The sequence below is a fragment of the Collimonas sp. NPDC087041 genome (assembly GCF_044745265.1).
Taxonomy (GTDB): Bacteria; Pseudomonadota; Gammaproteobacteria; order Burkholderiales; family Burkholderiaceae_D; genus Collimonas.
This window is the reverse complement of sequence record NZ_JBIUZX010000006.1, coordinates 18,978-39,443: the sequence shown is the minus strand read 5'-3', so window position 1 is coordinate 39,443 and position 20,466 is coordinate 18,978. Positions and strand designations below refer to the sequence as shown.

Annotated in this window: 19 protein-coding genes and 1 tRNA gene; 14 read left to right on the top strand and 6 right to left on the bottom strand. The window is 56.3% G+C overall.

Annotated elements, in window-relative coordinates; translation table 11 throughout:
* The first annotated feature begins 11 nt into the window (after window positions 1-11).
* Window positions 12-722 (top strand): YceH family protein, encoded by a 711-nt coding sequence (locus ACIPF8_RS12600; protein WP_400421394.1) that lies wholly within the window; start codon window positions 12-14, stop codon window positions 720-722.
* Window positions 723-754: 32 nt separating this feature from the next.
* Here ACIPF8_RS12600 and ACIPF8_RS12595 read toward each other — a convergent pair whose 3' ends face one another.
* The 3 genes from ACIPF8_RS12595 to ACIPF8_RS12585 are packed head-to-tail and all read right to left on the bottom strand — an operon-like array spanning window position 755 to window position 2,714.
* Window positions 755-1,552, bottom strand: coding sequence for a UDP-2,3-diacylglucosamine diphosphatase (locus ACIPF8_RS12595; RefSeq protein WP_400421392.1), 798 nt, complete (start codon window positions 1,550-1,552; stop codon window positions 755-757).
* A 31-nt stretch (window positions 1,553-1,583) separates the two neighbouring features.
* Window positions 1,584-2,075, bottom strand: a complete 492-nt coding sequence (locus ACIPF8_RS12590) for a peptidylprolyl isomerase (RefSeq protein ID WP_400421390.1) — start codon at window positions 2,073-2,075, stop codon at window positions 1,584-1,586.
* 48 nt (window positions 2,076-2,123) lie between these two features.
* Window positions 2,124-2,714: a peptidylprolyl isomerase gene (locus ACIPF8_RS12585; protein ID WP_400421388.1), complete on the bottom strand. Its 591-nt coding sequence runs from the start codon at window positions 2,712-2,714 to the stop codon at window positions 2,124-2,126.
* Window positions 2,715-2,914: 200 nt separating this feature from the next.
* Here ACIPF8_RS12585 and cysS point away from each other — a divergent pair, with 200 nt between their 5' ends.
* The 10 genes from cysS (at window position 2,915) to ACIPF8_RS12535 (ending at window position 12,025) form a co-directional block, all read left to right on the top strand.
* The gene (cysS, locus tag ACIPF8_RS12580) at window positions 2,915-4,336 is read left to right on the top strand and encodes a cysteine--tRNA ligase (RefSeq protein ID WP_400421386.1); all 1,422 of its coding nucleotides are present in this window, start codon (window positions 2,915-2,917) and stop codon (window positions 4,334-4,336) included.
* Between the two features lie 4 nt (window positions 4,337-4,340).
* Window positions 4,341-4,991, top strand: a complete 651-nt coding sequence (locus ACIPF8_RS12575) for a DNA-3-methyladenine glycosylase family protein (protein ID WP_400421878.1) — start codon at window positions 4,341-4,343, stop codon at window positions 4,989-4,991.
* Window positions 4,992-5,109: 118 nt separating this feature from the next.
* On the top strand, window positions 5,110-6,084 hold the full coding sequence (locus ACIPF8_RS12570; protein WP_400421384.1) for an acetyl-CoA carboxylase carboxyltransferase subunit alpha: 975 nt from the start codon (window positions 5,110-5,112) through the stop codon (window positions 6,082-6,084).
* Window positions 6,085-6,098: 14 nt separating this feature from the next.
* Entirely contained in the window at window positions 6,099-7,535 is a 1,437-nt protein-coding gene (gene tilS, locus ACIPF8_RS12565; RefSeq protein ID WP_400421382.1) for a tRNA lysidine(34) synthetase TilS, read from the top strand.
* 120 nt (window positions 7,536-7,655) lie between these two features.
* Window positions 7,656-8,906 (top strand): aspartate kinase, encoded by a 1,251-nt coding sequence (locus tag ACIPF8_RS12560; protein WP_400421380.1) that lies wholly within the window; start codon window positions 7,656-7,658, stop codon window positions 8,904-8,906.
* A 126-nt stretch (window positions 8,907-9,032) separates the two neighbouring features.
* Window positions 9,033-9,126, top strand: a tRNA-Ser gene (locus ACIPF8_RS12555).
* Between the two features lie 763 nt (window positions 9,127-9,889).
* The gene (locus ACIPF8_RS12550) at window positions 9,890-10,639 is read left to right on the top strand and encodes a hypothetical protein (RefSeq protein ID WP_400421378.1); all 750 of its coding nucleotides are present in this window, start codon (window positions 9,890-9,892) and stop codon (window positions 10,637-10,639) included.
* The gene (locus ACIPF8_RS12545) at window positions 10,639-11,163 is read left to right on the top strand and encodes a GTP-binding protein (protein ID WP_400421376.1); all 525 of its coding nucleotides are present in this window, start codon (window positions 10,639-10,641) and stop codon (window positions 11,161-11,163) included. Before ACIPF8_RS12550 ends, ACIPF8_RS12545 begins: the two co-directional genes overlap by 1 nt.
* 17 nt (window positions 11,164-11,180) lie before the next feature.
* A complete protein-coding gene (locus ACIPF8_RS12540; RefSeq protein WP_400421374.1) occupies window positions 11,181-11,582 on the top strand; it encodes a roadblock/LC7 domain-containing protein in 402 nt (133 codons plus the stop codon).
* Window positions 11,583-11,665: 83 nt separating this feature from the next.
* Window positions 11,666-12,025 (top strand): hypothetical protein, encoded by a 360-nt coding sequence (locus ACIPF8_RS12535; RefSeq protein ID WP_400421372.1) that lies wholly within the window; start codon window positions 11,666-11,668, stop codon window positions 12,023-12,025.
* 177 nt (window positions 12,026-12,202) lie between these two features.
* Here ACIPF8_RS12535 and ACIPF8_RS12530 read toward each other — a convergent pair whose 3' ends face one another.
* Window positions 12,203-12,337: a hypothetical protein gene (locus tag ACIPF8_RS12530; RefSeq protein ID WP_400421370.1), complete on the bottom strand. Its 135-nt coding sequence runs from the start codon at window positions 12,335-12,337 to the stop codon at window positions 12,203-12,205.
* A 158-nt stretch (window positions 12,338-12,495) separates the two neighbouring features.
* On the opposite strand from ACIPF8_RS12530, the gene mprF reads away from it, so the two are divergent.
* The 3 genes from mprF to ACIPF8_RS12515 all read left to right on the top strand — a co-directional run bounded on the left by mprF (window position 12,496) and on the right by ACIPF8_RS12515 (window position 17,789).
* Window positions 12,496-15,105: a bifunctional lysylphosphatidylglycerol flippase/synthetase MprF gene (gene mprF, locus ACIPF8_RS12525; RefSeq protein WP_400421368.1), complete on the top strand. Its 2,610-nt coding sequence runs from the start codon at window positions 12,496-12,498 to the stop codon at window positions 15,103-15,105.
* The gene (locus ACIPF8_RS12520; protein WP_400421366.1) at window positions 15,102-16,514 is read left to right on the top strand and encodes a virulence factor family protein; all 1,413 of its coding nucleotides are present in this window, start codon (window positions 15,102-15,104) and stop codon (window positions 16,512-16,514) included. Before mprF ends, ACIPF8_RS12520 begins: the two co-directional genes overlap by 4 nt.
* A 246-nt stretch (window positions 16,515-16,760) precedes the next feature.
* Complete coding sequence (locus ACIPF8_RS12515; RefSeq protein ID WP_400421364.1) at window positions 16,761-17,789, top strand: class I fructose-bisphosphate aldolase; 1,029 nt, start codon at window positions 16,761-16,763, stop codon at window positions 17,787-17,789.
* Between the two features lie 18 nt (window positions 17,790-17,807).
* On the opposite strand, the gene ACIPF8_RS12510 is transcribed toward ACIPF8_RS12515, so the two are convergent.
* Window positions 17,808-19,028, bottom strand: coding sequence for a 6-phosphofructokinase (locus ACIPF8_RS12510; RefSeq protein WP_400421362.1), 1,221 nt, complete (start codon window positions 19,026-19,028; stop codon window positions 17,808-17,810).
* Window positions 19,029-19,143: 115 nt separating this feature from the next.
* Complete coding sequence (locus ACIPF8_RS12505) at window positions 19,144-20,124, bottom strand: aldo/keto reductase (protein WP_400421360.1); 981 nt, start codon at window positions 20,122-20,124, stop codon at window positions 19,144-19,146.
* Between the last annotated feature and the right edge of the window lie 342 nt (window positions 20,125-20,466).

Below are 20,466 nucleotides of genomic sequence, written 5' to 3'. Positions count from 1 at the left end.
GAGAGGAATCAATGAGTCAAGATCTGAGCAGTGTCGCGGCCGGTGAAAGCACTGACGCCGACGAGTTTCTCGATCCATTTGAAATCCGCGTGCTTGCGGTGCTGGCTGAAAAGGAAGCGTTGACGCCGGATAATTATCCACTGTCGCTGAATACGCTGGTCAACGGCTGCAACCAGTTGTCGAGCCGCGATCCGGTGATGTCGATTGCCGAGCCGACTGTGCTCGATATCCTGCAACGTCTGATACAGCGCAAGCTTGTGGCTGAAGTTAACCAGGCTGGCGCCCGCGTGCCCAAGTATGAGCACCGCATGCGCGTCAAATGGCTGTTGGAGCAGGACAAGCTGGCGGTACTGACCACGCTGATGCTGCGCGGTATCCAGACTGCCGGCGAACTGCGCAGCCGCTGCGGTCGGCTGCATGAATTTGCTTCGGTAGTCGAAGTGGAAACAGCGCTGCAATTCCTGATCGATAAATATCCGCCGTTGGTGGCGCGCCTGGCGAAATCGCCCGGCACCAAGGAACCGCGCTATGCGCATTTACTGGCTGGCGAGGAAGTGTTGGAGCAGCAGGCGATCGCCGATGCGATGTCGGGAAGTGCTGCTGTGGTGAGGGCTGGCAGCCAGGATCGGATTGCTCAGCTGGAAGAGGAAGTTGCTGGCTTGCGCTTGCAGATGGACGATTTGCAGCTGCAGTTTGCAGAGTTCAAGCGACAGTTTGACTAATTGTGGAGCAGGGTGCCCACCCTGCGTGCATTTCATTCAGCCAATTCCTGGCCGTCAAATCCAAACCGGCGGATCACGCCGTCTGCATCAATGGCAATCCAGCCGCCGCGCTGCGCCTTGACATCGTATTCCCAGTCCGGCAATACATAACGGGTCCTGGCATTGTCGCCTGCGCCGCTCTTGTGGCAAGCCGGCCGATGCGTATGGCCGTGGATCAGGGTACTGGTGGCAGTGGTGTCGAACAGTGTATCGATGGCGGCTGCATTGACATCCATGATTTCCATCGATTTGTGACGCTGTTCTTCCTGACTTTCCTTGCGCACGCCGGCGATGATCGCTTTGCGCTGCGCCAGCGGCAAGGCCAGGAACTGCTGCTGCCATTGCGGCTGCCGCACTTGCTCGCGGAACTGCATGTAGGCCAGGTCATCGGTACATTGGGCGTCGCCATGGGCAATCGCCAGGCTTCGTCCTGCGACATGGATAACGGATGGATCGGGCAGCAAGGTCAGGCCTGCCGCCCGGGCAAACGTATCGCCAACCAGGAAATCGCGATTACCGGCAATCCAGAATACCTGGACGCCGGCATCGCTGACCTGCCGGATCGCTTCGGCAATCTCGCGATTGTATGGCGTCTCCAGATCGTCGTCGCCAGCCCAGTACTCGAACAGGTCACCCAGCAAATAGAGTTGCTGCGCATGCTTGGCTTGCCCCTGCAGGAAATCCAGGAAGGCTTGCGTAGTGCGTGGATGCGCCGCCTGCAAGTGCAGGTCGGAGATGAAGAGTGCAACCGCGGGCGGTTGCACCGGCGTGTTCGGGACTGTGGCTGTCATTGGATGGCGATAAGCGATAGAGAGTGAGGGATTAAGCGACGACTTCCGCTTTTTCGATCACGACGTCATCCACCGGCACATCGGCAAACATGCCGGTGCGAGTCGTTTTGACGCCTTCGATCTTGTCGACGATGTCTTGGCCTTCGACCACTTTGCCGAATACGCAATAGCCCCAGCCGTCCTGGCCTGGATAGTCGAGGAAGCTGTTGTTCTTGACGTTGATGAAGAATTGGGCAGATGCCGAATGCGGCGCCGAGGTGCGGGCCATGGCCAATGTGTACGGTTCATTCTTGAGGCCGTTCTTGGCTTCATTTTCGACCGGATCGTTGGTTGGCTTTTGCTTCATGCCTGGCTCGAAACCGCCGCCTTGGACCATGAAACCAGGGATGACACGGTGAAAAATCGTGCCGCTGTAGTGACCGGCGTTAACGTAGGCCAGGAAATTTTCTACGGTCTTCGGCGCTTTTTCAGCGTCCAGTTCGATTTTGATGTTGCCGTGGTTTGTGGTGAGGATGACAGCCATGGTATTTCCTATCTGGTGGTTAAAATGAATGATTGCTAAAAATTATATTTATTTGGTGACTGTGGCCGATTCGATGATGACTGGCGTAGTCGGCACGTCCTGGTACGCGGTCTTGACCTTCTTGATCTTGTCGACCACATCAACGCCCTTGATTACCCTGCCGAATACGGCATAACCCCAGCCGTCGCGGCCGGGATAGTTGAGGAATTCATTGTTGTTGACATTGATGAAGAATTGCGCGCCGGCCGATTGCGGGTCCGCAGTGCGTGCCATGGCGACGCTGTAAGCGATGTTCTTCAAGCCGTTCTTGGCTTCGTTCTCAACCTTGTTCGGCGCCGGTTTCTCGACCATATCCTTGGTCATGCCGCCGCCCTGGATCATGAAGCCATCGATCACGCGATGGAAAATCGTACCGTTATAATGCCCGCTGTTGACGTAGCTGAGGAAATTCTTGACGGTCTTCGGGGCTTTTTCCGGATTCAGTTCGAGGACGATGTCGCCCATGTTGGTTTTCAACAGAACATGCGGCAGGTCGGCTGCGCTGGCCAAGGCCGGGCTGCCGGCCAGGGTTGCTGCGGCGAACATCGAAACAAAGGCACATGTGAACTTGCGGCGCGACAAACGAAGAGATGCTGGCATAAAATTCCTTCAGGTAAGTGATGCGATTTCGCATTTGAGCAATGATATACTGCGGCGAAAAGCAACATTTTATCAAACTAAGCACGACAAAAGAGTTTTGGCGATCTTGTTGCACCAACATTGCGCAACCGAAAGTAATACGAGTGCGTGAATGTGTAGAACAGCGTGCAATACTTCTGTGCCTTAACCGGTAACTTCCCATGAGCGACCTGAAAATATATAACACGCTGGCGCGTGAGAAGCAGCCGTTTTCTCCGATTGAACCGGGCAAGGTCCGCATGTATGTATGCGGCATGACCGTGTATGACTATTGCCATCTTGGTCACGGCCGCGTGATGGTGGTGTTCGACATGGTGCAGCGTTGGCTGCGCCAGTCTGGCTTCGACGTCACCTATGTCCGTAATATTACCGACATCGACGACAAGATCATCAAGCGGGCGGTGGAAAACGGCGAGACGATTTCGCAACTGACCGGACGCTTCATCCAGGCCATGGATGAAGATGCGGCCGCGCTCGGCGTGCAAAAGCCAGACCATGAGCCGCGCGCCACCGCGTTTGTGCCGCAGATGCTGGCCCTGATCAAGAAGCTCGAAGACAACGGCCTGGCTTACCAGGGCAGCGATGGCGACGTCAATTATTCGGTGCGTGATTTTGCCGGTTACGGCAAGCTGTCCGGCAAATCGCTCGACGACTTGCGGGCCGGTGAACGCGTCGATGTCAATGTCGGCAAGCGCGATCCGCTCGATTTCGTGTTGTGGAAAGCCGCCAAGCAAAGCGAGCCGGAAGAAGTCAAGTGGGCGTCGCAATGGGGTCATGGGCGTCCAGGCTGGCACATCGAATGCTCGGCCATGGCCGGCGATCTGCTGGGCGAACAATTCGATATCCATGGCGGTGGCCAGGACCTGCAGTTTCCGCATCATGAAAACGAAATCGCGCAGTCTGAAGGTGCGCATGGCCATCAGTTCGTCAACTACTGGATGCACAATGGTTTCGTCCGTATCGACAATGAAAAGATGTCGAAGTCGCTCGGCAATTTCTTCACGATCCGCGACGTCCTGAAAAAGTACGATCCCGAAGTGGTACGCTTTTTCATCCTGCGCGCGCATTACCGCAGCCCGTTGAATTACGCCGACACCAACCTGGACGACGCCAAACATGCTCTGACGCGTTTGTACACAGCGTTGAAGGAAGTGGTGGCCGACGACTTGCCATTGGATTGGCAGGAGGCCCATGCACTGCGCGTTGCCGAAGCGATGAACGACGATTTCAATACGCCGATGGCGATATCAGCGTTGTTCGATTTGGCCAATGAGATCAATAAGGGCAAGTCGCCGGCGATGGCGCGCCAGCTCAAAGGCTTGGCTGGAGCGCTCGGATTGCTGCAGCGCGTTCCCGAAGATTTTCTCAAGGGCCGGGCGATGGCCGGTGCTGATATTGTTGTAAATGGCATTGCGGAAGCAGCGTTGTCGGAGCAAGATATCCTGCTCAAAATCCAAGCGCGTCACGCGGCAAAAGCAGCTCGCGATTTCGCCGCCGCCGACCGGATTCGCAACGAATTGTTAGCTGCTGGAATACTGCTTGAAGACCGGCCTGGTGGTCAAACCGAATGGCGAAGGGCATAACCGTATGCTAAAAACGATAGCTGTCGACTCCAAGGTTTTTGTGCCTGCGTATTGGGAGGATGCCAAGGTAGAGTTGATGAAGCGTGACCGTATCATGCGCAAGTTGATTCCCCAGTTTGGCGATCTGCACCTGATCGGTCGCGGCGAGGCGTTTACGACGCTGGCGCGCTCTGTCGTCGGCCAGCAGATTTCGGTCAAGGCGGCCGAATCTGTCTGGCAAAAATTTCTGTTAATCTGTCCAAAATCGACCCCTGCGCAAGTGCTGAAAGCGGGTCCGGAAGAATTGGCGGCGTGCGGCTTGTCCAAGCGTAAAGCGGAATATATCCTGGATTTGGCTGACCATTTCAAGACAAAACGGGTCCATGCCGATCAATGGATCGAGATGGAAGATGAGGAAGTTATTGCGGATCTGACCCAGATTCGCGGCATCGGACGCTGGACAGCGGAGATGTTTTTGATATTTAATTTGCTCCGGCCCAATATTTTGCCCCTGGATGACCTCGGGTTGCTCAAAGGCATTAGCGTCAATTATTTTTCCGGCGAGCCGGTTTCGCGCAGCGATGCCCGCGAAGTCTCGGCCAACTGGGAGCCGTGGCGCACGGTGGCAACCTGGTACCTGTGGCGCAGCCTGGACCCTGAACCTATAGAATATTAATATTGAATCATGACTGGTGAATTCGGGATCGAGTGGTTTGTCGCGTTGCGAGAACTGTTAAACTCTGCCCCGCAATGCATTAGCTGGCCGGTAACGGCGGTGTAATCAAAGGAATAACATGAGCAAAACAACATTTCTCGGATTCGAACAATCGATTGCCGAACTGGATGCCAAAATCGAAGAGCTGCGTTTCGTCCAGGACGATTCAGCTGTCGACATTTCGGAAGAAATCGACCGCCTCTCGAAAAAGAGCCAGCAACTGACCAAGGACATCTACGCAAAACTGACGCCTTGGCAGGTTTCCCAGATTTCCCGTCATCCGCAACGTCCATACACCATGGACTATGTGAATGAAATATTCACCGACTTCCATGAGCTGCACGGCGACCGCACCTATGCCGATGACCAGTCAATCGTCGGCGGTCTGGCGCGTTTCAACGGCCAGGCTTGCATGGTGATCGGCCATCAAAAGGGACGCGATACCAAGGAGCGCGCGCTGCGCAACTTCGGCATGCCGAAACCGGAAGGCTATCGCAAGGCGTTGCGCCTGATGAAGGTCGCAGAAAAATTCGGCTTGCCGATCTTCACCTTTGTCGACACCCCGGGCGCATTCCCTGGCATCGACGCTGAAGAGCGCGGCCAGTCGGAAGCGATCGGCCACAACCTGTACGCGATGGCTGAACTGAAAGTGCCGCTGATCGCTACCATCATCGGCGAAGGCGGCTCCGGCGGCGCGCTGGCGATTGCGGTCGGCGATGCGGTGCTGATGCTGCAATACGCGACTTATTCGGTGATCTCACCGGAAGGTTGTGCGTCGATTTTGTGGAAGACCGCCGAGCGCGCTTCCGATGCTGCCGATGCATTGGGCCTGACCGCGCATCGCTTGAAAGCGATTGGCCTGATCGACAAGATCGTCAGCGAGCCGTTGGGCGGCGCCCATCGCGATCCGAAACAGATGGCTTCCTTGCTGAAGCGCGCATTGGCCGACACACTGCGCCAGTTCCAAGGCGTCAAGACCAAGGATTTGTTGGCTGCACGCCATGAAAAATTGATGAGCTACGGCAAATTCAAGGAAGTGCTGGCATCAGAGTAAATGTGTCAATAAGCGTGTCAAAAAATATTCAAGCAACAAGAAGTATCTCCGAGCACTTCGAAAGCACGCTGGCAAGCATTGCAGCGCAAGCTGGTCCAGCTCTGTCGCGTTTGTCGCCTTTGTCCCACTTGGCGATCGCCTACAGCGGCGGGCTGGATTCCACCGTCCTGCTGCATGTGGCGGCGCGCTACGCCGCCGCGCACGGCATCACATTGTTCGCCTTTCACGTACATCACGGCATCAGTGCCAATGCGGACCACTGGCTGGCGCATTGCACCGAGCAATGTGCCGCGCTGGGCGTCACTTTCGATAGCCGTCGCGTGGCATTGCGCGACAGCGACAAGAGCGGCGTGGAAGAAGCCGCTCGTATCGGCCGCTATGCGGCGCTCGGCGCAATGTGCGCCGAGCATCAAGTGCCGTTGCTGCTCACTGCGCACCATCTGGACGACCAGGCCGAGACGGTATTGCTGCAATTATTGCGTGGCTCCGGTGCGGCAGGCTTGTCCGGCATGGATAGCTGGAACGCGGCGCCGGACCTGCTCGGACAGGCCGATCTGCTGATGGCGCGGCCATTGCTGAAAGTGTCGCGCGCGGCGCTGGAAAGCTATGCCGCTGCGGAACAGCTCGCCTATGTCGAGGACGAATCGAATCACGATCCGCGCTATGCCCGCAACGCCTTGCGGCAACAGGTAATGCCGGTGTTGGCGCAATATTTTCCCGGTTTCCAGGAGCGTTTCACACGCAGCGCCGGCCATATGCAGTCGACGCAAAAATTGGTGGTCGAGCTGGCAGAGCAAGACATGGCTGCTTGCGCCGATGGCGAATGCATCGATCTGGAGCGTCTGCGCCAACTGAATCCCGAGCGCATCGATAACCTGTTGCGCTACTGGTTCGGCCTGCATGGCTTGCGCATGCCTTCCAGCGCATGGCTGAGCGAAATGCGCCAGCAATTGCTGGAGGCGAAGGCCGATGCGCAATTGTGCGTGACGCATCCTGATTGCCACATCCGCCGCCACAGGAACCGCGTGTTCCTGACGCCGCGCGACGACACCGATCGTTCCGAGGTTGAGCCACGGGCTTTCCGCTGGAATGGTGAAACTGAAATGCGCTTTGCCGAATTCGGCGGCGTCATGCATTTCGAGCCGTCGGAGCAGGGCGTCGATGCTGCCTGGCTGCGCGAACAACCGTTGCAAATCCAATATCGCTCGGGAGGCGAGCGCCTCAAGCTGGCGTTCAACCGCCCGACAAAAAGCATCAAGTATCACTATCAGGCATGCGATATTCCCGCCTGGGAGCGCGAATGCCTGCCGTTGGTGAGTAACGGCAAGCAGATCCTGTTTGCCGCCGGCATCGGTTTCGATTGCCATTGCCTGGCCACCGGAGCAGGCCCGCATATCGCCTTGAGATGGCAAGCCGATCCGTTGCCAATGAGGAAAGATGCTCGGCGTTAATTGCCAATACTGGTAATGTGGACAATTGACTTGGTAAGCTACTTGTCATAAAGGCCTGTTGCGGGTACATTTAAGGGTTGATTTTTCTTTTCCCTGCACTGCGTCCACTTCTCACTCCCTATGGCTTTATTCGTTCACAAATACGGCGGTACCTCGATGGGCTCGACCGAGCGCATCAAGAATGTCGCCAAGCGCGTCGCCAAATGGCATGACGCCGGCCACCAAATCATCGTGGTGCCCTCCGCGATGTCCGGTGAAACCAACCGCCTCCTGGGCCTGGCAAAGGAAATTAGCGCCCAGCCCGATCCGCGCGAACTTGACATGCTGGCCTCCACCGGCGAGCAGGCTTCGGTTGCGCTGCTGGCAATGGCATTGCAAGCGATCGGCAAGCAGGCTGTTTCCTATGCAGGCTGGCAAGTTCCCATCAAGACCGATTCGGCCCACACCAAGGCGCGGATTCGCTCGATTGACGACGTCAAGGTACGGCAAGATCTGGATGCGGGTAAAGTAGTCATCATTACCGGCTTCCAGGGCGTCGATGACCTCGGCAATATTACCACTCTGGGTCGCGGCGGTTCGGATACGTCGGCGGTAGCGGTTGCTGCTGCGCTGCAGGCTTCGGAATGCCTGATCTATACCGACGTCGACGGCGTCTACACGACTGATCCGCGCGTGGTGTCGGATGCGCGCCGCTTGAAGACCGTGACCTTTGAAGAAATGCTGGAGATGGCATCGCTGGGCTCGAAAGTGCTGCAGATTCGCTCCGTCGAATTTGCCGGCAACTACAAGATGCCGACGCGCGTGCTGTCCTCGCTGACTGACCCTTTGATACCGCTGGAAGAAGAAACCGTTTCCGGCACCCTGATTTCGTTTGAGGAAGACACCAAGATGGAACAAGCCACCATTACCGGCATCGCATTCAATCGCGACGAGACCAAGATCACCGTACTCGGCGTGCCGGATCGCCCAGGCATCGCGTACCAGATTCTCGGCGCAGTTGCCGACGCCAATATCGAAGTCGACATGATCATCCAGAACCAGTCGGTCGATGGCAAAACAGACTTTACCTTCACCGTGCCGCGTGGTGAATACACCAAGGCAATGGATGTGCTGAACGAAAAGGTCAAGGCGCATATTGGCGCGGCCAGCATCACCGGTGACGCCAAGGTCTCGAAGGTTTCCGTGGTCGGCGTCGGCATGCGTAGCCATGTCGGCATCGCTTCGCAAATGTTCCGCACCTTGTCGGAAGAGGGCATCAATATCCAGATGATCTCGACCTCCGAAATCAAGATTTCGGTGCTGATCGATGAGAAGTACATGGAGTTGGCCGTGCGTGCGTTGCACAAGGCTTTTGGTCTGGAAACGGCTTGATTTGAGCTTTTTTAAAAAAAATTCAAAAAAAACTGTTTTTTAGGCGTAGTTTTATTGACCAAATCCGCATGAAAAGTTATTATGCGTGGCCTTACAGCGGTGCAGTTCTAATACCGTTTTAAGTGTGGAGACGTGGCCGAGTGGTCGAAGGCACTTCCCTGCTAAGGAAGCATATGGGCTTAAACCTGTATCGTGGGTTCGACTCCCACCGTCTCCGCCAAGAACACGCTTCTGGCGGTTCAAAGAAGCTCAGAAACCCGCATCTCTCTTTACGAGGATGCGGGTTTTTTGTTTTGTCATCTCCCGGATGAAAGTTCGTCAGTCTCCTCTTTATCGAGTATTCACAGTTTCGCTGTTGAATGCAGCTGCCGTAAATCTGATCGCGCAGGGAAGTGCTTTTAACGCAACCCCTTGGAGCTTTCAATGTTGGGCGCCATGCGTGGATCGGGCGCCAATTTCTCACATCGCTGTGCTGCAAAACGACGCGTTTCCTCAATGTTTCTTCAAGTAACTTAATTTCCTATGTGTAAAAAAACGTAACAACAAACAATTGTTATATAGTAATGGTTGACAATTGTTTATCGTTACCTAGTACATGTTCTAGGGGCAGGGATGTTCCGGCACTCAAATCAATGCATCTACTAGCCTGGCTAGATTGGCTCAGAAAATTAAGAAAATTGCTTGAAATTAATTTACTTTTAAACCGCTTGATTGGTTTATTATTACCAGCAAGCACTATTTAAATGTTAAGTGAATGTGCACTTGTATGATTCGCAAGCATTTAAACGCCGCTTTGATACGTTGACGCTGTCGCCACACCCAATGATTGGGCTTTCCATCCTGTGAAAGCCGACTGCATTAAATTGGTCGGTACATTTGTAAGCTTCGAACAAGAATTCCTGATGTAAAAATATCCTGAAGCAACGTCTGATAGTTGTTTCATTTATATAACGTCATTCTGAATCAGTTTGCGGGGAAAACAAATGCTCAGCTGCGACAACGCATCAGGATTGATGCCATCGGACGAGATTCTCCCGGCGCGTGAAGCCGCTTTCATTTGTACCAGGCATCTGGCTGAAAAAGAGCTGCTGCGCTATGCAGTCATGATGCAGATTGCCAGAAAAAAAACAATATTCGACTGGACCTCATCCGATCAGAAGGTCGCCTCTGTGGCGCTGCTGGAACCTACGACTTTTCACGACCTAAATATACTTCCGGCGGGCTGTGTCCGCATCTGGATTTCCCGGGAAGATTCCGACCCGGAACACAAAGAAGACCTGATTTTGCCGGCGCATTTTCGGGTCAGTGATCTGGTTGATGTGCTGGATCAAGCCACCTTGCGCTTACTTGAACTTCGAGGCGTCAATACCGGCTTGAGTAGCTCCAATAAAAAAGTAAAAAACAACTACCGCATATCGAGATGGATCAACTTGCCGCAAAGTTTTTTCACGGTCCGCTTCCAAAAAATTCTCGTCGTCATGACGAAAAAATCAATCGATCTGGATTGGCTTCTTGCTGACGGTGGCTTGACGGAGCAAGAGGCGTTTTTGTTTCTCGATGAGTTGAGAAAACATGGCGTGCTTGTCGAGGAAACCATGCAGCACGACGACAGCAATGCATCAACCAATGCAATCGTTGCGGAGCCGCGCGTGAGCGGGGTGAACTCGCTGGTGAAAAAAATGAAGCAATGGTTGGGCAGGGCTCGATCAGATGAATTGGAGAGGCAGCGATAATGAGCGGGCTTCGTATTGTATTGCTGGGGCCGATGGGGATCGGGAAAACTACGGCTATCCGGTCTTTGTGCGGGGATGTGATGGTCGATTGCGACGTTCCCAATATGGATCTTTCATCGTCTGCAAAGGCAAGCACCACGGTTGGCGCCGACTTCGGCGTGATAGATCTGGGTAATGGCGAGGAATTGCATATCTACGGGAGTCCGGGGCAGGATCGCTTCGAGTTCATGCGGAACTGGCTGATATCCATAGCCATTGGGGTCATCGTGCTGATTGATGCAAATCAGCCGGATGCGATCTATATGGCGGAGCAGTATGTGCGGACTGTTCATTCCTTTTCCGAGACGATGCCTTGCATGTTGCTGTTGGCGCGGCCGGTCAGCGCCGAGACGGCTGATCGTTTTTCATCGGAGTTGGCAGACAAGCTAGGCTTCGCAGTGCCCGTCATTACTGCGGATGTGCGTGAAAAATTACAGATGCTCGATGCGCTGGATATATTTTCGCCGTTGATGGCCACCATATAAAAATCATGACAAAAAAAATGAAAACCAATCTGTTGTCGGCATCAATCGCAGCTAATCAGGTATTCGATCAAATAGAACTCCCCCTAAACGGCATAACTACTGCTGTCATAACAACGCTGGATGGTCAGGACGTAGCCATCTATGATCCGAAGCAGGAATTCAGCGCGGTCCGTCTCTCGGCAATGACCAGCTCGCTGGTTGCCATTGCGCGATCAGTGGGCAAGGAGGTCGGTTTCAGCGGCTGCGATCGCCTGATGCTTGAAACGCCAACGGGAAGGATCATTTTCCGATCCCTGGACAGCAAATATCCTTATTTACTGTGCGTCGTTACCAACCAGGATGCGAATCTCGGGCACACGGTGTGGGTGGTCGATAAAATTGCCAAAAATTTTGTACAACAACTAGATATCAGTCACTAATTCTGCTCCAGGCATCACCGATGCTAGGTGGCCGACGGTGATGTTTTTCTATTCAACGCCACTAATTACCAAGCGAGGGAAGTATGAGCAATATTGACGTCGTCGTTGAAAACTTGTTGAGTATCGATGGTGGATTAGCCGCGGCAATTGTGGACAGCAATAGCGGAATGCTTCTAGGTTCTGGCGGAACCGGCGTTGACTTGGAGTTGGCTGCTGCCGGCAACACCGAAGTGGTTCGCGCCAAGCTGAAAACCATGAAAAGCCTCGGACTCAAGGACTCCATAGAAGACATTCTCATTACACTTGGCAAGCAATATCACATCCTGCGACCGGTCGAAAAAAACGAAGGTCTATTTATCTATATGGTTTTGGATAAGGGCAAATCCAACCTGGCTTTGGCACGCCGCAAGGTGCTGGAGTGCGAGCAAGCATTAACGTTATAAGTGGACGACGTGCCCGGTAAAATTCCGGGTCACTCGCACCAGATTTTGGTTCTACCGTTTGACGTATTCGAATAAGCCGCTCACCTCCATCCTTGGCGAGCAATATCAAAGGGTGGAGGATGAACTGCCGGTTTTTGTACCGACGACTGGTTGGGCAGGAGCAAACGTCCTGCCTGCTCAACTGGCCGTTGCTTTCCTCTCATACTGCCGCGACAAAGACACTGCTTTGCCGGAAATGCGCTGCGCATAAGGCGATTTTTTGATGATAATGTGCGACAGTTTTGTTTTTACGGCATTTTTCTTCAATTCCACTGTCAAATCTCCTGCGTGCACTGTATTGACTGAAATCAGGTAATCTCTTCAGACAATACTTGCCGTATCGAATTCATCTTTGTAAACTGGCAATTCCCGGTCGTCCTGGCAGCCCACGGTTTTCCCTGTGGGCGCGCGACTGAGCATACTAAGGTTCCATGGCACGTCATATCTCTTCATCACAAACAAATAGTTCGGCAGAAAGTACTGTTCCCTCCGAAAACAAGGCGGCCGGCATCAGCTGGCGGCCTTGGATAACTGTATTGATCGTCCTGATTCTGGGGGCGCTGGTTTTCCAGTCCTTGCATAGCTTGCTGGCGAACGTCCACTATCGCAGCATCGTGCATGCGGTCAAGCACACGCCGCTGAGTAATCTGTTGTTGGCGATGTTGGCGACGGCAGTCAGCTATTGCGCCCTGGCTGGCTACGATTTTTCCAGCTTGCGTTATGTCGGCGCCAAGGTAAAAGGCAGGACCATCGGACTGACTTCGTTCATTGCCTACGCGCTGGGTAACACTATCGGGCTGGGCGTGCTGACCGGCGGTACCGTGCGCATGCGCCTGTACACGGCTAGCGGCGTCGAGGCATCGCAGGTGGCGCAGGCGATTGCCTTCAATGCCACTGCATTCGGGCTGGGCATGACGACTTTCGGCGCCATCGGTTTGCTGTGGGGCGCGCCGCAAGTCGAAGCCATGGCGTCTATCCCGAGCTGGTTGCTGCGCGCGATTGCTGTGTTGGTACTGCTTGGCGTCTCTGGATTTATCGCTTTATGCGCGGCGCGGCGTGAGTTGTTGCTGTTCGGCCGCTGGAATCTGCGTTTGCCGGAGGCGGGGCTGGCGCTGCGCCAGTTGGTGATCTCTGCGGTGGATTTGAGCGCGGCGGCTGCGACCTTGTGGTTCTTGCTGCCGAGTGGCGTGATCGATTTGCCGACTTTCGTTGCGTTCTACGCGATCGCGATGGCGCTTGGCGTGATCAGCCATGTGCCGGGCGGTGTCGGTGTATTTGAAGCAGTGATCTTGCTGGCTTGTGCCAATCATGCGCCGACCAGCGATATTGCGGCGGCGCTGCTGCTGTATCGGAGCATCTATTTCTTTCTGCCGCTGCTGCTGGCAACGGCATTGCTGGCCGGCTTCGAAGCCCGTGCCGGCGCCGGTGCGCCGGTGGCACGGGCTGCGGTCAAGCTGTCGCCTTGGCTGCTGACGGCGCTGACGCTGGTTACCGGCACCATGTTGCTGATTTCCGGCGTGACGCCGGCGACCCGCCATGCTGAAGAACTGCTGCGCTTGCACGTTCCCCTGTTTGTGGTGGAGGCCTCTCATCTGATCGGCAGTGTGGCCGGGTTGGCGATGCTGTTCCTGGCGCGCGGTCTGTTGCATCGGCTGGATGCCGCCTGGTGGGCTTCGCTTGGCTTGACGATTATTGCCGGTATCCTGGCGCTGCCCAAGGGGATCGCGGTTTCCGAGTTCATCGTGTTGTTCGTGCTGGCTTCGCTGCTGGTGATTTCACGCAAGCAGTTTGACCGCAAATCCTCGTTGTTTTCACAGACTTTCGAGCCGGGCTGGTTGATTGCCGTGGCCTGCGTGCTGGCCGCCTGCGGCTGGATACTTTTGTTCGCTTATCGCGACATCGATTTTGCCGATCGCATGTGGTGGCAGTTCGCCTTTGACGATTACGCGCCACGTTCGATGCGGACCTTGATGGTGGTGGCGATCATGGCGCTGGGCCTGGGCTTGTGGCAGTTGTTCCGGCGCTCCGCCGGCGTCGCTGAACGGCCTGGCGAAGACGAGTTGCAGCGCGCCGGCGCGCTGATCAGCAAGCAAGCCGCTGCCGATGCCTGCCTGGCATTGATGGGCGACAAGAGCCTATTGTTCTCTACGTCCGGCAATAGCTTCATCATGTTCGCCAAACATAATCGATCGTGGGTGGCTTTGTCCGATCCGGTCGGTGATCAGCGCGAATGGTCGGAACTGATCTGGCGTTTCATCGAACTGGCCGACAGCCACGGTGGCCGCGCCGCTTTCTATAAAGTGCGGCCGCAGACTTTGCCGATGTATCTGGATGCTGGCTTGCGCGTGTACAAATTGGGCGAGGAAGCCTATGTACCGCTCGACGATTTCAGCCTGCAAGGGCCACGCCGCGCAAACTTGCGGCATGGCGTCAATCGTGCCGAACGCGAGGGCTTGAGTTTCGACATCGTCGCAGTGGAGCAATTGCCGCCGCTGCTCGACGAGCTGCGCGCCGTATCCGACGCCTGGTTGGCCGAGCATGATACGCGCGAGAAGAGTTTTTCGCTGGGCGGTTTTGAAGACGAGTATATCCTGCGCCAGCCGGTCGCAGTGATTCGCCGCCAGCAGCAGATCATCGCATTTGCGACGTTGATGTGCCCGCAGGAGTCGCGCGTCGAAGCGGCGATCGATCTGATGCGCCAATTGCCGGATGCGCCGCCGGGCACCATGGATTTCCTGTTTGCCAAGCTGATGCTGCATTTCAAGGAACAAGGATTCCAGCGTTTCGGCCTGGGCATGGCGCCGATGTCGGGCATGAAAGATCATCAACTAGGCTCGCGCTGGCAACGCTTCGGGCGCATGTTATTCCTGCACGGCGGGCGTTTCTACAATTTCCGTGGTCTGCGCAGTTTCAAGGATAAGTTCGATCCGGTGTGGGAAGCGCGCTACCTGGTCAGCAAAGGGGGACTGGCGCCGATTTTCGCATTCACCGATACGGCAGCGTTGATCAGCGGCGGACTCAAGGGAGCAATCGGCAAATGAAGAAAAAACTCATCGGACTGGCGGTTGTGGCCGCAATGCTGGCGGCAACCTCGGCCAGTTTTGGCGCGAGCGTTGACACTCCGCACCACAGCCTGAGTCACGGTCGTTTCAAGGATGTCGAAATTTATCGGCCTGCCGGAACGGTCAACGGCGTTGTGCTGCTGCTTTCCGGCGCCGCTGGCTGGGACCAGAGCGCCGCTCGTCAAGCCCAGGCGCTGGCGCAGCAGGGTGCGCTGGTGGCCGGCATCAGTACGCCGCAGCTGTTTGCCAGTCTGAATGCTGACGGTGGCGATTGTGCGTTCCCGGATGGCGATCTGGAAAACCTGAGCCGTTTCGTGCAGGCCTATGAAAAATTGCCGGGATACTATCCGCCGTTGCTGGTCGGTGAGTCTTCCGGCGCAACGCTGGCTTACGCGATGCTGGCGCAAGCACCGGCGAACACCTTCAGTGGTGCCTTGACACTCGGATTTTGCCCGACGCTGACCTTGCGCAAACCGCTTTGCAAAGGCGAGAACGTGCATTTCAAGGCGCGCGCAAAGGGCGGTGGGGTGGAGCTGCAGCCCGCTGCCAAATTGCCTGCGGCATGGCGCGTGTTGCTGGATGCCGATGCAGCAAGCGCCGGGCAATGCGATGTTAAAACAACTCAAGCGTTTGTCGCGGCTGTATCCGGTGCGGAATTGACGACGGTGACCGGCAAGGACCCACTGCCGCAGCTTAAAGCCGCTTATACCGCCATGAATCCGAAGCAGGTGGCGACAGCACAGACGCCGCCGGCAGCGGTTTCCGATTTGCCCATAGTTGAGGTCGCCGCGCTGCCACAGGCGGATGCCGGGCACGATGCCGACACCATGGCTCTCTTGATCAGTGGCGATGGCGGCTGGGCCGGGATTGACCGCGATGTGGCGACGGCCTTGTCCAAGCGCGGCATCCCAGTGGTCGGCATCGATTCGTTGCGTTATTTCTGGAGTGCGCGGACGCCGGCATCGACCGCGGCGGACGTAGAGCGCCTGATGCATTTTTACCTGGCCCGCTGGAAAAAATCGAAGGTGCTGCTGATCGGCTATTCGCAGGGGGCGGATGTTTTGCCCTTTGTGGCCAACCGCTTGTCCACCGCGGCGCGTTCCAGCGTGCCGCTGGTGGCGATGATGGGCTTGGGGAAGAAGGCCGATTTCCAATTCCATCTGACCAATTGGGTCAGTTCCAGCAATGACGGTTTGCCGATCCCAGCCGAAGTAGCCAAATTGCCGGCCGGCCTTGGGATGTGTATCTACGGCGCGGAAGAGACCGATTCGGCTTGCCCGGGCCTGGATGGCAGCAAGGTTAAACTGATCAAGCTAACTGGCGGCCATCATTTTGACGGCAACTATGACCGTCTCGCCGGCATCATCCTGGATGCAGCCTGGAAGTGATTGGATGGATTGATGTTGTGATATTTTCACAGTGAATATCTGGTATCACAACAATCAAGCAGACTGATATGCTGCAGTGCGATATAGTTGTTCCTGTCTCCTCCAACACCTCTCAAGGTTTGGATTCAGCCCGCGCCGCAAGGTACAGCGGGCTTTTTTTTGTCCGCAAGAAGTTGATATTGCCTTGCCATGTCATACTTGGCAGCATGAGTCCGGTACTTTCCGTAGTCATCCACGGGGCAAACTATGAACATCGACGAACTGAAAACGACGGCGCGCGCCATCGTTGCAGCACAGAAGGGCATATTGGCAGCGGATGAAAGCGGTCCGACGATCAAGAAACGGCTGGATGCCATCAAGGTGGAGGCCAGCGAAGAAAATCGCCGCCGCTACCGTGAAATCCTTTTTACCAGCGCCGGTATCGAACAGTACATCGGCGGCGTCATTCTCTACGATGAAACCCTGCGTCAAAGCGCCTCCGACGGCACGCCGTTTGCCGAGTTGTTGACGCGCCGCGGCATCATGCCGGGGATCAAAGTCGACAAGGGTGTCAGCGCATTGGCCCTGCATCCCGGCGAAAAAATCACGGAAGGACTGGACGGTTTGCGTGAGCGGCTGCTTGAATACAAGCAGTTGGGAGCGAAATTCGCGAAATGGCGCGCGGTCATCGAAATCGACGAGCACGATATTCCGAGTCCCTATGCGATTCGCGCCAATGCGCATGCGTTGGCGCGCTACGCTGCACTCTGCCAGGAGGCCGGTATTGTGCCGATCGTGGAGCCGGAAGTGCTGATGGATGGTTCTCACACCATTGAGCGCTGCGCTGCGGTGACCTCGTCAGTGCTGAAGTTTGTGTTTGCGGAGCTGGATGCGCACGGGGTGGCGCTGGAAGGCATCCTGCTCAAACCGAATATGGTGATTGCCGGCATCAAGTGTGCGCAGCAAGCCACGGTGCAGCAAGTTGCAGACGCCACGATGCATTGCCTGACCAGCAGCGTGCCGGCGGCGGTGCCGGGCATCGTTTTCCTGTCCGGTGGACAAAGTGCGGAAGACGCCACCGATCATCTGAACGCGATGAACATGCAGGTTGCGCATCCCTGGCAGGTGAGTTTTTCCTACGGGCGGGCCTTGCAGTCCCCGGTGTTGGCGGCCTGGAAAGGGCAGGAAGACAATGTCGCGCTCGCACAAGAGACGTTTTTCAGGCGCTGTCAATTGAACGGGCTGGCACGCGATGGGAAATATACGCGTGCCATGGAAGGCGATAGCGTGGCCTGACGACCGCTTTGCTGCCGCTCAGCCCTTGGCGGCGCGCAGCTTGGCCACAGGATTTTCCCGCAGCCGGAACCAGTCGGGCATGCCTGAACCCAGCAGCGGGCGTAGATACTGCCTGAAGGCGTCAGTGATGTCGGTGCCGCTGGCGCTGATGAAGGCGTCTTCCATGACGCGCGTCTTGCCGGCCACGGTATCGAGCTCCAGCAACGCATAATCGGTTGCATAATCTCCAATGCGCTGGATCGCCACCGAGCCGTCGCGGCCGGCGCGCATCGCATATTGCACCGCTTTTTCGCCGACTTCGCGTGCTTCGCGCTGGTCGACATCGGATACGCAACCCATGAAGGAGCGCTGCAGGTAACCGAAGGTGTCGCCGCGGACGCGCTTGATCTTCAGCTTGGATTTGATCTCTTCACATAGTAAATCGGCCAGGGCGCCTGTGCCCGAGAGCTGCACGTTGCCGTGCGCGTCGCGTTCCACGGTGCTGGTCAGCAGACTGGCAATCGCTGCTCCAGAGGCGTCGTGTATGCCCTCGGAGACGGCCACCACGCAACGACCGAGACGGTCGTAGACGGCCTTTACATCGGCCAGGAATTGTTCGGTGGTGAAGGTGCGTTCAGGCAGGTAAATCAGATGCGGGCCGTCATCGGCGGATTTCCGTCCGAGTGCGGCGGCGGCAGTCAGGAAGCCAGCATGACGCCCCATGACGACGCCGACGTAGACGCCCGGCAGGGAAGCATTGTCCAGGTTGGCGCCGGCAAACGCTTGCGCCACGAAGCGTGCCGCCGATGGGAAGCCCGGCGAATGATCATGGCCGACCAGGTCGTTGTCGATGGTTTTGGGAATGTGGATGCAGCGCAAAGGGTGGTTCGCCTTGGCGGCTTCCAGGCTGAGAATGCGCAAGGTATCGGATGAGTCGTTGCCGCCGATGTAGAAGAATTGCCCGATCTGGTGCAGGCGCAGGACTTCGAGGATTTCCTGGCAATACTGGAGATCCGGTTTGTCGCGCGTGGAGCCGAGCGCCGAGGAGGGCGTATTCGCCACCAGCTCCAGGTTGTGGCTGGTTTCCTGCGTCAGGTCGACGAAGTCTTCATTCACGATGCCGCGCACGCCGTGGCGTGCGCCATATACGCGTTCGACGCCGCTGAAGCGTCGCGCTTCCAGCACCACGCCTGCCAGCGATTGATTGATCACTGCTGTCGGACCGCCGCCCTGGGCGACCAGGATTTTCCCGGAATGCATTTGATGTTCTCCTCTATCCTTGGTTGAATACCTGGTTGAATACCTGGTTGAATACCAACAGGTCGTGCAAGCGCCGCTCGATTCTACCCTTGCAGGCAGGCGGAGGCGAATATCCTCAGCGATCGACCCAGGCCATTCTTTCCTTGCTGTAGCGTTCGCCGGCGATCTGCTGCAGCGCTTGCTCCAGCGCCGCCGTTTCCTGCGGGCTCAGCGTGACGTCGGCAGCGGCGACGTTTTGCTCCAGATAGGTGCGGCGCTTGGTGCCGGGAATCGGTACGATATCCTCGCCTTGCTGCAGTACCCAGGCCAATGCAACCTGCCCGGGCGTGACATTCTTCGCACTAGCGATGTCTTTCACCGCTTGCGCTGCGCGCATGTTGGCGTCGTAATTTTCGCCTTGCAGGCGCGGATCCAGATGACGGAAATCGGAAGCAGGGTAGCTCTCCGCCCGTTGTGCGCTGCCGCTCAGGAACCCGCGTCCCAATGGACTGAACGGCACCAGGCCGATGCCAAGTTCGCGCAGGGTCGGCAGGACGTCGGCTTCAAGGTTGCGCTCCCACAGCGAATATTCGCTCTGCAGCGCACTGATCGGATGCACAGCGTGCGCCTTGCGGATATTGGCAACGCCTGCCTCCGACAAGCCAAGGTGGCGGACTTTACCTTCCCGCACCAGGTCGGCCATCACGCCTACCACGTCTTCGATCGGCACCGCCGGATCAATCCGGTGCTGGTACAGCAGATCAATGTAATCGGTGCCGAGCCGGCGCAATGAGCCTTCCACGGCTTGCCGGATGTGACTCAGCTCACTGGTAACGCCGGTGGTGGCGCCATTTTCGATCTTGAAGCCGAACTTGGTTGCCAGCACCACTTCATGGCGACGCCCCTTGAAGGCGCGCCCGAGCAGTTTTTCGTTCTCGTACGGGCCGTATTGCTCGGCAGTGTCGAAAAAAGTGATGCCGAGTTCCAGCGCCCGGTGCAAGGTGGCGATGGATTCGGCCTCGTCGGCTGCGCCATAGGCGGTGCTCATGCCCATGCAGCCCAGCCCCATGGCCGATACGCTTAATCCGCCGCTTCCCAATTTGCGCTGTTTGATCATTTGTCGCTCCAAAATATTAAATACTCAGATCCATTAGTGTAGACCAGCGCCGCGATACCCGTTTGCCGGGTCGCTAGAGGGCTTTTTGCACCGTAGGAGTGCTTTCAGGCCGTTCGACCCCGACGCAGCCAACAGGGCTGGATCCGGGCATCGATTTTGCATGGACAATTATTTGCGCTTTGCGTAAGCTAGGCGGCGAAAATCGTCTATTGCATTTAGGGAGGCGGTTTTTTTAGGGGGACAAAGCATCAATTAGGTTTGGAAGATTTCACGCACTGAAATTAGTTGTCGAAGACTATCTGCACACAAAAACAGGCGGCGATCCCGCTCCGAATAATTGCA